This is a genomic window from Kribbella voronezhensis (genome assembly GCF_004365175.1).
In the GTDB taxonomy this organism is placed as follows: Bacteria; Actinomycetota; Actinomycetes; order Propionibacteriales; family Kribbellaceae; genus Kribbella; species Kribbella voronezhensis.
In genome coordinates this window covers 3,952,800-3,965,925 of record NZ_SOCE01000001.1, presented here as the reverse complement: position 1 = coordinate 3,965,925, position 13,126 = coordinate 3,952,800, and the positions used below count along the sequence as shown (strand labels likewise).

11 protein-coding genes are annotated in these 13,126 nt (G+C 67.3%); 5 read left to right on the top strand and 6 right to left on the bottom strand.

Features of this window, described 5'->3' with window-relative positions; genetic code table 11:
* Positions 1-59 precede the first annotated feature (59 nt).
* The 5 genes from EV138_RS18345 to EV138_RS18325 all read left to right on the top strand — a co-directional run bounded on the left by EV138_RS18345 (position 60) and on the right by EV138_RS18325 (position 4,609).
* Positions 60-1,352 carry a hypothetical protein gene (locus EV138_RS18345; protein WP_133980100.1) on the top strand — a complete coding sequence of 431 codons (1,293 nt, stop codon included), beginning with the start codon at positions 60-62 and terminating at the stop codon, positions 1,350-1,352.
* A complete protein-coding gene (locus tag EV138_RS18340; RefSeq protein WP_133980099.1) occupies positions 1,349-2,020 on the top strand; it encodes a hypothetical protein in 672 nt (223 codons plus the stop codon). The genes EV138_RS18345 and EV138_RS18340 overlap by 4 nt, the downstream gene beginning before the upstream one ends.
* Positions 2,017-3,309, top strand: a complete 1,293-nt coding sequence (locus EV138_RS18335; RefSeq protein ID WP_238158211.1) for a hypothetical protein — start codon at positions 2,017-2,019, stop codon at positions 3,307-3,309. Before EV138_RS18340 ends, EV138_RS18335 begins: the two co-directional genes overlap by 4 nt.
* Before the next feature lie 123 nt (positions 3,310-3,432).
* A complete protein-coding gene (locus EV138_RS18330) occupies positions 3,433-4,209 on the top strand; it encodes a DUF4097 family beta strand repeat-containing protein (protein ID WP_133980098.1) in 777 nt (258 codons plus the stop codon).
* Between the two features lie 151 nt (positions 4,210-4,360).
* Complete coding sequence (locus EV138_RS18325) at positions 4,361-4,609, top strand: DUF6458 family protein (protein WP_112248670.1); 249 nt, start codon at positions 4,361-4,363, stop codon at positions 4,607-4,609.
* A gap of 90 nt (positions 4,610-4,699) precedes the next feature.
* Here EV138_RS18325 and EV138_RS18320 read toward each other — a convergent pair whose 3' ends face one another.
* From EV138_RS18320 to EV138_RS18295, 6 genes are all read right to left on the bottom strand, one after another.
* Entirely contained in the window at positions 4,700-6,484 is a 1,785-nt protein-coding gene (locus EV138_RS18320) for an NHL domain-containing thioredoxin family protein (RefSeq protein WP_133980097.1), read from the bottom strand.
* A 170-nt stretch (positions 6,485-6,654) separates the two neighbouring features.
* A complete protein-coding gene (locus EV138_RS18315) occupies positions 6,655-8,298 on the bottom strand; it encodes a hypothetical protein (protein ID WP_238158210.1) in 1,644 nt (547 codons plus the stop codon).
* A 168-nt stretch (positions 8,299-8,466) separates the two neighbouring features.
* Positions 8,467-9,372 carry a carbohydrate ABC transporter permease gene (locus EV138_RS18310; protein ID WP_133980096.1) on the bottom strand — a complete coding sequence of 302 codons (906 nt, stop codon included), beginning with the start codon at positions 9,370-9,372 and terminating at the stop codon, positions 8,467-8,469.
* Positions 9,369-10,268 carry a carbohydrate ABC transporter permease gene (locus EV138_RS18305; RefSeq protein ID WP_133980095.1) on the bottom strand — a complete coding sequence of 300 codons (900 nt, stop codon included), beginning with the start codon at positions 10,266-10,268 and terminating at the stop codon, positions 9,369-9,371. The genes EV138_RS18310 and EV138_RS18305 overlap by 4 nt, the downstream gene beginning before the upstream one ends.
* 93 nt (positions 10,269-10,361) lie before the next feature.
* Entirely contained in the window at positions 10,362-11,642 is a 1,281-nt protein-coding gene (locus tag EV138_RS18300) for an ABC transporter substrate-binding protein (protein ID WP_133980094.1), read from the bottom strand.
* 196 nt (positions 11,643-11,838) lie between these two features.
* On the bottom strand, positions 11,839-12,870 hold the full coding sequence (locus tag EV138_RS18295; RefSeq protein ID WP_133980093.1) for a zinc-dependent alcohol dehydrogenase family protein: 1,032 nt from the start codon (positions 12,868-12,870) through the stop codon (positions 11,839-11,841).
* Positions 12,871-13,126: the final 256 nt, after the last annotated feature.

The window sequence follows — 13,126 nt, the reverse complement described above, 5'->3', positions numbered from 1 at the left end:
GTCGTCGAACTCCGCAGGCAGCATCTCGTCCGGCTCCGCCGCGCCGTACGCTGACTCCGATGTCCGCCCGACTCCTGCGCCTGGTGCCACTGGCCGCGCTCGCCTTCTTCTTCCCCGTCCCCGCCGCGGCCGCTCCGCCGGAACTACCGGATCAGATCGCCGCGGCCTGGCGGACCGATCACCTCTACCTCTATCCGGCGATGCGGCCGAGCTTCCCGCAGGCCGAGCTGGACCGCATCCGCGCAGCGACCCGGACGGTGAACTTCCCGGTGTACGTCGCGCTGCTGCCGCGGACGCCCCTCACGAGGTCGGGTGATCTCGACCTGCCGACGTTGCTGCAGGCACGCGTCGGGCAGCCCGGGTTGTACCTGGTCTGGACGGTCACCGGCGACTACTGGTCGGGCGAGGAGACCTTGATCCGGCCGGGTGGACTGAAAGGGCGCAGCCTCACCCGGGTCCAGCTGGACGACAAGTGGGACCACAAGCTCGTCACCACCCGGCCCGCGCCGGGCATCGTCCGGACCATCCAGCAAGCGGCGACGGCGTACGACGGCCGCCCGCTGCCCGACGTACCGGCCGGTGACCTGGAACCGGCGGACGAGGACGACTCCGGCCCCTCGACCACGGACAAGGAAGATCTGTCCGTCTTCATCGGCATGGGAGCCGGTGGGCTGGCCGGCTTCCTGCTGGTGATCGGTCTGACATTGCGGCACCAACGACGGCGACCGTCCACGAAACGCCGGCCCAGGTCGACGCAGGCGAAGACCAGCTCGAGCAAGGCTGGAACGCCGGCCCGCATCACCTCGGTTCAGCTGCAGGCGGATCGATGGATTGCGAAGGCGGATCGCGCAGTACGAAGTCTGGAGGCTCGGATCACGGCGTCGGACCGGGCCCGGGCGAAGGTGAAGCTGCCTGAGCTGCTGGATCAGCGGGACGACGCTGCGGAGAGGTTGGCCGCCGCGCGGGCGCTTCGGAGTGCGGCCCCGGAGGATCTCGCGGCGACCGCAGGTGCGCTGGTACTCGCTCGGCAGGCTCAACAGGCTGCCGGTGGCAAGGAGGTCCAGCCGCCTTGCTTCTTCGACCCGACTCATCAGCCGGGCAGTGTCCAGGCCGCCTGGACCGAAGATACCGAAGTACCGACTTGTCCTGCCTGCGCCCGGATTCTGGCTCGGGGTGAGACCCCGCGCGGGTTCCGGTTGTGGAAGAAGTCCGGGTTGCTCGGGCTTGATCGCAAGGCCGTTCCGTACTGGACTCTCGATCCGAAACAAGAGCCGCTGCTGGCGACCGGATTCGGTGCACTCGAAGACGATCTGGCGGACCGCGTCGAGCGCGTCTACGGGGTCGGCCGATGAGGCGGCTCCTGCTGGCTCTGGCGGCCGGCCTGCTCGTCGTACTGACCACCACCACGCCTGCCCACGCCGACTTCCGGTCCGATCCGCGAGTGACGGCGGCCGTCGCTGCCTGGAAGACGAATCGGGTGTACGTCGATCCGTTGTTCGCCGGGTCGGAAGGGTTCGAGGCGGAGTCAGTGCGGCAGGTGGCGGCACTGATCGCGAGGGCGCCGGTCCCGGTGTACGCCGCGGCTCTGCCGACCGGCCCGTGGTTCCCGGAGAAGGAGGACGTCGTCCAACTCGCCGGCTGGCTCGCGGTGGCCAACGGCAAGCCCGGTCTCTACCTGGTCCTCGACCAGCACTCGACGAGCGGCGCGGCCCACCTGATCGCAGTACGCAGTCCGCGGACCACCTACGCCACCTCATCCAAGGCGACTGCTGCCGACGAGGTCGCCGCCTACCTGGAGGAGGTCGAGGTGGACGACAGTTACCAACCACGTGCGGCCCGCACGACACCGTTGCCAGACGAGCCGGAACCGACGTACGAACCGGAGCCGTTCACACCGGCCAAAGCGATCGGCAACGGACTCGGTGGATTCACCCTCGGCCTGCTGGGCGGAGCAATCCTCGCCCTGCCGGTCCTAGGCCTGGCGGCCCTGGTCGCCCGACGACGCGAAGGACAGTCATGAAGCCCCGCCTCGGCCTCGTTGCCGGCATGCTCCTCCTCGGTGCCCTCGCTCTGCCTGCCCCGGCGCTGGCGACCCCCGTCGATAGCTCTCTGAGTCAGACAGCGCCAAGCCATGCAGAAGAGACGCCGGCTGAGCGCGCTCGAGAGATCGCTGCCGCGCTGGTGAAGGATCCGGTGTACATCGATCCGGTGTATGCGCCGGCGCTGTCCGCGAAGATGGTCGGTGAGGTCCGGACGAAGGCGAAGGCGCTCGGCTATCCGGTGTACACGATCGTGTTGCCGCTGAGCCCGAGCGACGCGTTCCAGGGCAAGGAACGCAACGTCATCACGCTGGTGACGGACGCGCTGCGCAAACCCGGCCTGTACGTCGTGGTCGACGGCGGCGGGCGCTTCCCGTGGTTCGAGGTCAGGGACGTCCCGACTCTCGACTGGAAGATCCTGAACGCGGCCCGGGACCGGGCGCTGGACGACACCGGGTACGACGCGGGGCCGACCGAAGTACTGGCTCGGTTCTATGAGCTGTTGGCCGGGCCGCCGCTGCCGGCCGCCACGCCCAAGCCGGAGGGGACCGGAACCAGGCCGAGCGACGACTCCTCCAGCGACGGCGTCTCTGGCGGTTTGGTTGCCTTGGGCATCGTTGTCGCGGTGTTGGCGATTCTCGTCGCGCTCGGGTTGTGGATCGGGTTGCGGCGGCGCGGTGGTGGGGCCGGTGCACCGCGTCGGGAGAAGCCGTTCAGCATTCCGCCGCATGTCGCCGCGACGGTGGCCGCGGAACGTCGCCGTCGGCTGACCCGGGAGACGACGGCGGAACTGACCGACCTCGGTTCGGAACTGGCCGCTCTGCCGACCGTGGCCGGTGACGGGCTACGCCATCAGCAGTTGGCTCTTGACGCACACGACGCGGCCGGGCGAGTACTGGACGCATCGCGCGATCTGGTCGACGTCGTGGGTGCGATGGTGCTGCTCGACCAAGGCCGGCGCGAACTGGAGATCGCGAAGGCTCTCGCGGAGGGGCGCAAGCCTCCCGTAGTACAGGCGCTGTGTGCCTTCAATCCCTTGCACGGAAGGGCTTCCGGCCGTCCGACGCAGGTGGAGTCCGACGGCACTACGGTGACTCTGCCGCTGTGTGCGGAATGCCGCCAGGCGCTCAAGCGAGGTGTAGCACCGAAGTCGCTCCCCGGCGACGACGGCCCGTACTGGCACGGCACCGACCTCTGGGCCCGCACCTTCTTCGGCGCCCTGGGCAACGACCTCCCGGCCGCAGTATCCCGCGGCGACTACAAGTCCTGAGGCCCACCCAGGTTGTTTCTGGGGTCGGGGTCAGGGCGGTTCTGAGGGTTGTGCCTGATCCGGCTGCCGGCGTCCCGGACCTACTGTCGAGCGACACGCTGAGGCAGGGACGAGAAGAGGCGGATGGCGATGGCTGACACCCGGCAGGTGGGTGCGTTGCTCGTGGCGGCGGGCGCGGTTTGCACGCTCTGGATGGTCGGCGACAAGGACTCCAGCGACCAGCACGAGGTGACCAGCAGGATCTCGGAGGTCAGGCTCGACTCCGCGAATGCCGACATCACCATCAAGGTCGGTGACAGCGACAAGACCACCATCAAGGAGAAGCGCTCCTACTGGCTGGTGAAGCACGGTGATGCGTACAAGGTCGACGGCGAGACGCTCCGGCTGACCAACGACTGCGGCTGGCAGTGCCACGTCGACTTCGAGGTGACCGTCCCGCGCGGTACGAAGGTGACCGGCGAGCACGGCAGCGGCGACCTCTCGATCGCCGGCGTCAGCGGAGTGAACGCGAGTTCGAACTCCGGCAAGGTCGAACTCGAAGACGTCAGCGGCGACGTCAAGCTCACCCTCGCCTCCGGCGACGCGGTGATCGACGGCCTGTCGGGAAAGCTCGATTTCGACGCGAGCTCGGGTGACCTGCACGCCGAGCACCTCAAGGCCGGTCCTGTGAACGCGAAGACCGTCTCCGGTGACCTGACGATCGCCCTCGACGAGGCCACCGACGTCAAGGCCGAGGACACCAGCGGCGACATCACCGTCGAAGCCCCGGCCGGCGACTACCAGATCCAGACGGACACCAGGAGCGGCGAGGTCGACAACAACCTCACCAGCAACGCGTCGGCGAACCACAAGATCACCGCCACCACAGTCAGCGGCGATGTAGCCCTCCGCTCCAACTGACCCGCTATGCGGGTTTACGCGCGGGTACGTGGAGGTCGTAGCAGCCCGGCCCGTTGCCGTCGGTGACCATCGACACACGTAGGTGATGGACCTCGGTGCTGTGACGGGCGTAGCGTCTAAGTGTCTGAATCTTCTCGAGGAGGGCTCGGGTATGAGCATCGGTGTGGGGATCTTCTTGATGGTGGTGGGCGCCATCTTCGCGTTCGCCGTCCGCGACTCCTGGGACGCCGTCAACCTGACCGCGGTCGGGTACATCCTGATGCTCGCCGGCCTGGCTGGGATCGCCCTGTCGTTCTACATCACGAACCGGCGCCGCCGCGTCCCGACCGAAGCCATCGACCCCGCGGTCGAAGAGGAATACCGCGTCGTCGAGGAACACCACCGGGACATCACCGAATAGCCTTGTGGATAACTCCGCTGAGCGAGCACAAAAGCACTAAATTAGACTTTGCAAGGAAAGACAGAGGGCAGCACCACCAGCCTTCGCAGCTCAGCTTCTAGCGGCTCCTGAGAGCACTAGCTCTATGCGAGTGGCGGCTTCGGTCGTCACTCGCACTGGTACGCCCCAGTCCTGACGGTGCAGATGGCAGGCCGGGAACTCCACCTCGGCCGAGTCGTCACAAGAAGCGGCCTGTACTGCGACGTGCAGCACCCCGTCGCCCACGCGCTCGTCGATCACCAGGCGACGGACCAGGTCGGTCGTGTCGCCCGCGCCCTCCTTCAGCAGCGCCTCCGGCGTCGACGACACCAGGAGCCGGGTGGACGGCCCGTACCGATCGTCGAGCTTCTGCCCCGGCGGCGGCGAGAACACCACCTCCAGCGTCACCTCGCCGGCCGCGATCTCCATCGGCGGCCGCTGGGTCCTTGTGGAGAACTCGTCCGGCTTCGCCGACGCACCCAGCGGGATCCGGGTCAGCCGGTGCGCGGTCGATTCCACCACCAGCAGTTCGTTGCCTGAGACAACAGCTCCGCTCGGCTCGGCGAGCCCGGTCGCCATCGTCTCCACCAGGCCGGCGCGCGGATCGTACCGGCGTACGGCGCCGTTGTACGTGTCGGCGATCGCGATCGACCCGTCCGGGAGGACCGTCACGCCGAGCGGGTGCTGGAGCAACGCCTCCTCGGCCTTGCCGTCACGCAGGCCGAAGTCGAACAAGCCGGTTCCGACGGCAGTGTGTACCTCGGTGTCCACCCAGCGCAGGGCCGAGATCTCGGAGTCCGCGAGCCACAGCCGGTCGCCGTCGACCGCGAGGCCGCTGGTCTGAGCGAACCAGGCCTGCTCCTTCGCGCCGTCGCGGAGACCTTCGTTCGTCGTACCGGCGGCCACTTCGGTCGTCCCGGTGAACGGGTCGAACGTCCACAGCTGGTGGACACCGGCCATCGCGATCCAGATCTTGTCCTGCCACCAGGCGACATCCCACGGCGAACTCAGTACGCCGGTGCCGTCGCCGTCCATCCACTGCTTGCCAGTGCCCACGAGCGTGCGGGTTTCGCCGGTGCTCAGGTTGATCCCGCGGAGCGCGTGGTTCACGGTGTCGGCGACCACCACGTCATAACCGACCTCCGCCGCGATCTCGTCGGGAAGTACGGTCAGTCCGTTCGGCTCGGAGAAGGATGCTTCGTCGGCAGGTCCATCGGCGAATCCGCGCCGCTTGGTCCCGAACCGCCTCACCACCGTCGTCGCATCGTCCGCCAGCTCGACGATGCTGTGGTTCCCCGCGTCGGCCACCAAGAACCCATTGCCATAAGCAACCACCTTGGCCGGGAACCGCAGTTCGGTCGGCTCGGGCTCCGGCGCGACGTACGGCGATTTGCCCCGGGTGAGCGTGCCGGCCTCCTCGTGCTCGGCGATCAACTCGGCCAGCTGGGCGTCCAGCGCGTGCTCGTGCCCCTCACCGGAGTACTGCGCGACGATGTACCCGTTCGGATCCACCAGCACCAGCGTCGGCCAGGCCCGAGCGGTGTAGTTCTGCCAGGTCACCAGCTCGGGGTCGTCCAGCACGGGATGCCCCACCTCGTACCGCTCCACCGCCGCCTTGACGGCCGCCTCTTCCCCTTCATGCGCGAACTTCGGCGAATGCACGCCGACGATCACCAGCGCATCGCCGTACTTCTCCTCCAACGGCCGCAACTCGTCCAGCACATGCAGACAGTTCACACAGCAAAAAGTCCAGAAATCGAGCAACAAAAAGCGTCCGCGGAAGTCGGCGAGCTTGAGCTCCCGTCCCCCGGTGTTCAACCATCCCCGACCCTTGAGCTCCGGCGCGCGCACATGCATGCCCCCATTGTCCGTCCCACCCCAACCGCCCCCGAAGCCCGCCCACCTGCTGAGTCAGCGCGGCAGCCCGCCTTCTTCCCCTTCGCTCTTCACTCAGCGGTACAGCCCGGCTACTCGACCTTTCCGCCCTTTCGCTCTTCAGGCAGCGGGCCCCTACGCCTTCGCTTTACTCAGCGGGGCAGGATCAGCGTGTCTGTGAGGAGCTTGGCGGTTTTGCGGAGGGTGGGTGGGGAGGAGGAGAGCTCGGAGGCGAGGGCGAGGGGGGTGAGGGGCTCGCCGGGGCCGACCAGGCGGTGGCGGTGGGCCAGCAGCCAGACGATGGCTCGGGGCCAGGTGGAGAGACGGGCCTTGGTGAGCAGGTCGGGGGCGTCGCGGACGAGGCGGTCGGCGATCTCGTAGGCCTCGGCGGCGTAGTCGGTGCCGAGGGTCTCGCCGGCCAGCAGCCAGGCGTGCGGGGCGAGAACGGTCAAGGTGGCGGCCTGGGACTTGTCCAGGCCGCGGAGGTCCGGTTGCGGTGGCGCGCCGAGGCCGGCCAGCGTGCGGTAGGCGTCCTCGAGATCGTCACTCGTGTCATCCAGGAACACGCGCTCGCCGGTGCGGGAGCCGATCGGCTCGGCCAGCGCCGCCGCCTCGAGAGCAGGGGTCCATACGTCGACCGCGTCGAGGGCTTCCTCGACGGTGGCCAGATCCAGCGCCGTCCGCTCCCCCGCGAACTCGAGCCACGCCTTCACCACCCTCGGGACCGCGGCGAAGTAGGTGCTGTCGGCAAGCACCTTGCGCGGCAGCCAGTACGAAAGGAACAGCTCGACCAGGACGGCGCTCACCCGCAGCGGGCCGCCCACCGTCCGGTCCACAGCGTGGTCGATCCACAGCCGCGCGATATCGGCCGCGTCGTCGGGCAGACCGCTCGCATAACCGGAGTCGAGGAACTCCGTCACCAGCTGATCACGCTGCCGCCCGGACAGTTGCGGCCGCACCGGCGGCCGGATCGGCCGTTCCGGCAACTGGGTCAGCCGGTTCACGAGAAGACCCGAGAAGAACTCGAAGTCCTCGGTCACCGGCGGGTCGTCGTGATCGTGTGTCTCCCCGAGCGCTTGCAGGATGATCCCGGCGGCCGTTGCCGGCCGGACGGTGCGCACGGTGACCCGGCCGCCACGTTGATACGCCTCGACGACGCGATCAACCGGGGGCCCGACGAAGACATCCTTCGCGATGGCGCCCTGATTGTTGTCGACGAAAACCACCACGGTGTGCGGATGCTGGTCGTCGTCGTAGTCGAGCACGACGCTGAGCCCGTCCCCGCTGACGTCCTCGGACACGATCGCACTCGTCAGCCGGAACCCCGCGATCCGGGAGACCCAATCAGGGACCCCGTACTGCGTACGCCCGCGCGACAGGTGCGCTCGCTGCAGCGGCAACCGCCCGGCCGGACCGACCGTTCGAGCCAGACTCGTCAACAGGACAAAGGATTCCAGGTCCCGCCGCTCACCGAGCACGCGAGCGGCATCGGCCCAGAAGAACCGCTCGACCTCCCCGATCTCGTCGGGCTGCCCGGCCGGCCAGAGCTGGTCGGCGAGCAACGCGGCGGACCGGGCGACCGAGGCCTCCGCGATCACCGGATGCAGCGCGGGCGGGGCCGCAGCAAGGTCGAGTTGCAGCGTTTCCAGCAAGGTTTCCAGCACGGCAACGCTCGGCGTGGTGTCGAGGTCTGTCCCCACGACACCCACCGGCGGCTGCGCTGGGGTGGAGCCCGGACTGGAGTCGACCAGCCGCAGGTGGCTGCCGCGTCCGTCCCGGCCTCGTGACTTGGTCACCCTGGCGAGATTACCGCTGATGAGCACCTGCCCGCAGGGCCGTGCGCGCGTCCTGTGGATGAAGGTCTCGACACGCCGTGACGACGCACGCACTGCAGGTGAATCCAGTACGACGCGCGGCTCGCGCTCACCGGAGTGCGCGCGAGCCGCGAGGCCGTAGTACGGGGGTCAGCCCTTGAGGGCGCCTGCCATCAGGCCGCCGATGAACCAGCGACCGAGCAGGATGTAGACCAGCAGGGTCGGGAACGAGGTGATCAGGGCACCGGCCATCGAGGCCGCGTAGTCCACCTTCTGGCCACCTGCCAGCGCCGCCAGTCCGAGGGTGACCGGGCCGTTGTTCTGCTGGGTGAGGAACAGGGCGAACAGGAAGTCGTTCCAGACCGAGGTGAACTGCCAGATCAGGGTGACCACGAAGCCGGAGATCGAGATCGGCAGGATGATCCGCGCGTAGGTCTGGATCAGGCCGGCGCCGTCGACCCGGGCCGACTCGATGATCTCGTTCGGCACCACGGTCGCGTAGTAGTTGCGGAAGATCAGCGTGCAGATCGGCAGACCGTAGATCACGTGCGTGATCAGCAGGGTCGGGATGCCGCGGGTGACGTCCAGGTCCTGGTAGGTCTGCCGCAGCGGCAGCATCACCGCCTGGTAGGGGATGAACATCCCGAACAGGATGAACGCGAACACCAGGTTCGCCCCGGGGAACCGCCAGCGGGCCAGCACGAACCCGTTCGCCGAACCGATCATCGACGCGATGATCGCGGCCGGCACCGCCAGGGAGAGCGAGCGGACCATGTACGGCTGCAGGACGTCCCAGGCCTTGCGCCAGGGCTCCAGGGTCCAGGTCTGCGGCAACGACCACTGCGCGGCGGCGGTGGTGTCGCTGGAGGTCTTGAAGCTGGTGATGAGTACGACGTACACGGGCGTCAGGACGAAGAGCAGGAACAACAGCAGCAGGACATACCGAACGGTCCGGCTCTTCCTGGTCGATCCGTCGCTGATCGTACTGCGCTGCGGCTTCCGGCTGATCGCCGCTGCGGCCTTACCGGTGGCAGCCGATGCCTCCACGACGGTCATTCTTCGCTCTCCTGCCGGACGGTGTAGGCGACATAGGGAATGACGAGGACGGCGACGACCGCGAGCAGCACGATCGCGATACCCGCCGCCTTGGCCATATCGCTGCGCAGCAAGGTGTTCCACATGTAGACGGAAGGCACCTCGGTGCGGAACTGGTTCGGCCCGGTGATCGCGTAGATCAGGTCGAACAGTTTCAGCGACATGTGCCCGAGGATGATCAGCGCCGACAACGCGATCGGGGACAACTGCGGGAACAGCACGTACCGGTACAGCTTGAACTCCGACGCGCCGTCCACCCGCGCCGCCTCGCGAAGCTCCGGCGGGATCCCGCGGAAACCGGCGAGGAACAGCGCCATGATGTACCCCGACAGCTGCCAGACCGCGGGGAGCGCGATGGACGCCATCGTCGTCCATCTGCTGCCGGCGGTCCACCAGGGATTCTCCAGGAAATTCAGGTGCAGCAGGGCGAACAGCCGGTTCAGGCCGCGCGCGTCGTCGCCCTGGGACGGGTTCAGCAACCAGCCCCAGACGACGCCGGACGCGATCATCGACACGGCCATCGGGAACAGGAAGATCGACCGGAACACACCCTCGCCGGTGACCCCCTTCTCCAGCAGCAGTGCCCACAGCACGCCGAAGATCAGCGTGCCCACGATGAACGCCACCGTGAGCACGCCGAGGTTCTTCAGCGAGTTGAGGAACCGGTCCTCACCGAACAGGTTGACGTAGTTCTCGAACCCGACGTGTTTCGTCGGGACCGGGCGGGCGTTGTGCTTGTCCGTCAACGAGGTGTTGAAGGTCCAGGCGATCAACCCGTAGACGAAGTACCCGAGCAACAACACCGTCGGCAGCAGCACCAACGCACCCGGACCCCAGGTACGGATCCTTCCATGCATGCTCAGGACTCCAGATCTCTGTGGTTTGTCTTGTGGCTAGGTTGAGTGCCGGCGGCAAGACGAACCACCAGCAACCGGTGAGGACAACGCGGGTCAGGACGACTTGATCGCGGTCGCCAGGGCCTTCTGCAGCGTCGCGACGTCCGGCTTGCCACTGAACTGGCTGATCGCGGACAGGATGCTGTCGTTCTGACCGAGGCTGCAGGCAGCGCCGTGCGCACAGGACGGCACGATCTTGTTCGACTTCCAGTCGGCCATCGCGGACTGCTGGTACTTCGGGTAGTCCGTCGGCACCGCGTCGGAACGGGCCGGGATCGAGCCCTTCTTGGTGTTGAAGGCCTTCTGGCCGTCCGCGCTACCGACCACCTTCAGCCAGCACTTCGCACCATCGGGGTCCTGACCACCGGTCGGCAGCGTGAACGAGTCCGCCAGGAACTGGAAGTTCCCCGCGGTGCCCGGCGCCGGCCAGTAGGTGTACGCCGAGTCCGGCACCTTGTCGGCCAACTGCTGCGCGGCGACCCAGTCACCCATCACCGTGTAGCCGGCCTGGCCCTTGTTGACGTAGCCCAGCGCGTCCGGCCAGTCGATAGCGTCGCGGTCGACATTGCTGTAGCTCAGCAGCTTCTGGTACTTCGTCAGCGCGGCTGTCACGTCGGCGCCGTTGGCGTCGGTCTCGCCCTTCCACAGGCCGGTGAACTTGTCCGGACCGAGCTCGGCGAGCAGCACGACCTCCATCACCATCTCCTGGGCGAAGCCCTTGGAGGTGGCCAGCGGAGCCTTGACTCCGGCCGCCTTCAGCTTCTCCAGGTCGGCGATCCAGGCGTCGACCGTGGCCGGTGCCTTGGTGGCGTCGAGGCCGGCCTTCTTCAGCACCGTCGGGTTGGCCCAGACGACGTTGGCGCGGTGGACGTTGGCCGGCACCGAGTAGATCTTGCCGTCGACGGTCAGGTTGTCCAGCAGGCTCTTCGGGAAGGCCTGGTCCAGGCCGAACTCCTTGTACAGGTCGCTGACGTCGTCGACCTGGCCGTTCTTGATGTAGTCGCCCAGCTCGGCGCCGGCGTGCGCCTGGAAGGTCGACGGCGGCTTCTTGGCGGCCAGGTCGTTCGCCAGCACCTGCTTGGCGTTCGAACCGGCGCCACCCGCGACGGCGGAGTTGACGAACTTGTAGTCCTTGCACTCGGTGTTGAACGTCGAGACCAGACCGTCCAGTCCGGCCTTCTCGCCGCCGTCTGCCCACCAGGTGAAGACGGTGACGTCCTTGCTGGCCGACGAGCCGCCCCCACCGGAGTTGTCGTTGCTGTTACCGCAGGCACTGACCGCGAGAAGACCCACGGCACCCATGACCGCGAAGGTCTTGCTCAAACCACCACGCATTTTTTCACTCTCCGATCAGCTCATGGAGCTGTCTGGACATCATGAATGCCCCCTTGACGGGCCAACTCTGGGCACGCGTGCGGGCAGGTGTCAACGTTCTACACACGCACGTTGTGCAGATGTGACACCTTAATGTGCGCAATTGTTGAGGCCGTTCACAGCCTGAAGTCAATGCCCGCCGACGGGCACGACATCCTCACGGACGCAGCAGAACCTTGATACTGCGTCGCTCGTGCATCGCCTGGTAGCCCTCGGCAACCGCTTTCAGCGGCAGCTCCGCATCGAAGACAAGACCGGGGTTGATCGCTCCCGACAGTACGTCCGCCATCAGCTCGGGCAGGTACTGACGCGCCGGAGCGACGCCGCCCGCCAACCCGACGTTCCGGCTGAACATCGTCCGGATCGGCACCTCCACACCGTGCGGTACGCCGACGAACCCGACGGTCGCGCCCGGCCGGGCGACGTCGAACGCGGTCTTGAAGGACTGGTCGGTGCCGACACATTCCAGTACGGCGTCCGCTCCGACCCCGTCGGTCAGTTCCAGTACTGCGGCCTTCGCCTCGTCCCCGCGCTCGGCGATGATGTGCGTCGCGCCGAACTCGCGCGCGAGCTTCTGCCGCGACTCGTGCCGCGACAGCGCGACGACCCGCTCTGCACCCATCCGGGCAGCGGCGAGAACCCCACACAATCCAACAGCGCCGTCGCCGACCACCACGACGGTGTCGCCGGCCTTGACCCGCGCCGAACGAGCCGCATGCCAACCGGTCCCCATCACGTCGGACAACGTCAGCAACGACGGAACCAGCGCATCGTCCGGTACTTCGGGCGTCGCGACCAGCGTGCCATCTGCCCACGGCACCTTCGCGTACTCACCCTGGCCGCCGTCCGCCCCCTTGCTGCCGATCCCCACGATGTTCTGGCACACCGACTGCAGCCCGGCCTTGCAGTTCGGACACGTCCCATCACTCGCGACGAACGGCGTGACGACGAAATCACCCGGCTTCACCGTCCGCACCTCCGACCCGACCTCCTGCACGATCCCGACATACTCGTGCCCGATCCGGCTCCCCGGAGTGATCTTGTTCTCCCCGCGGTACGACCACAGATCGGACCCACAGATGCACCCGGCAACAATCTTCACCACAGCATCGGTGGGCTTCTCGATCACCGGATCCGGAACGTCACTGAGCCGCACATCGAAGGGGGCATGGATAGTCGTCGCTTTCATGCCAAGCACTTTAGATCTTTCAACGACTGCCGCCCACGCGCCTCCTGCGTCGGCGCTCCCCACCCCCCAGCTACGGCGCTCCTGCGTCGCGCCTTTCGCTGCCTCGACATGAGTGCAATTGCTCCTATCAGCACGACCGACGGAGCGAAGGTCGCCATTCTCTCGCCAACTGCGAGCGCTCAGCACGACACAGCGCAGGACTCCACCGTGAGCGAACTCTTCCTCGAACAAAGGCAGCGGTAGGCGTGACGTAGGA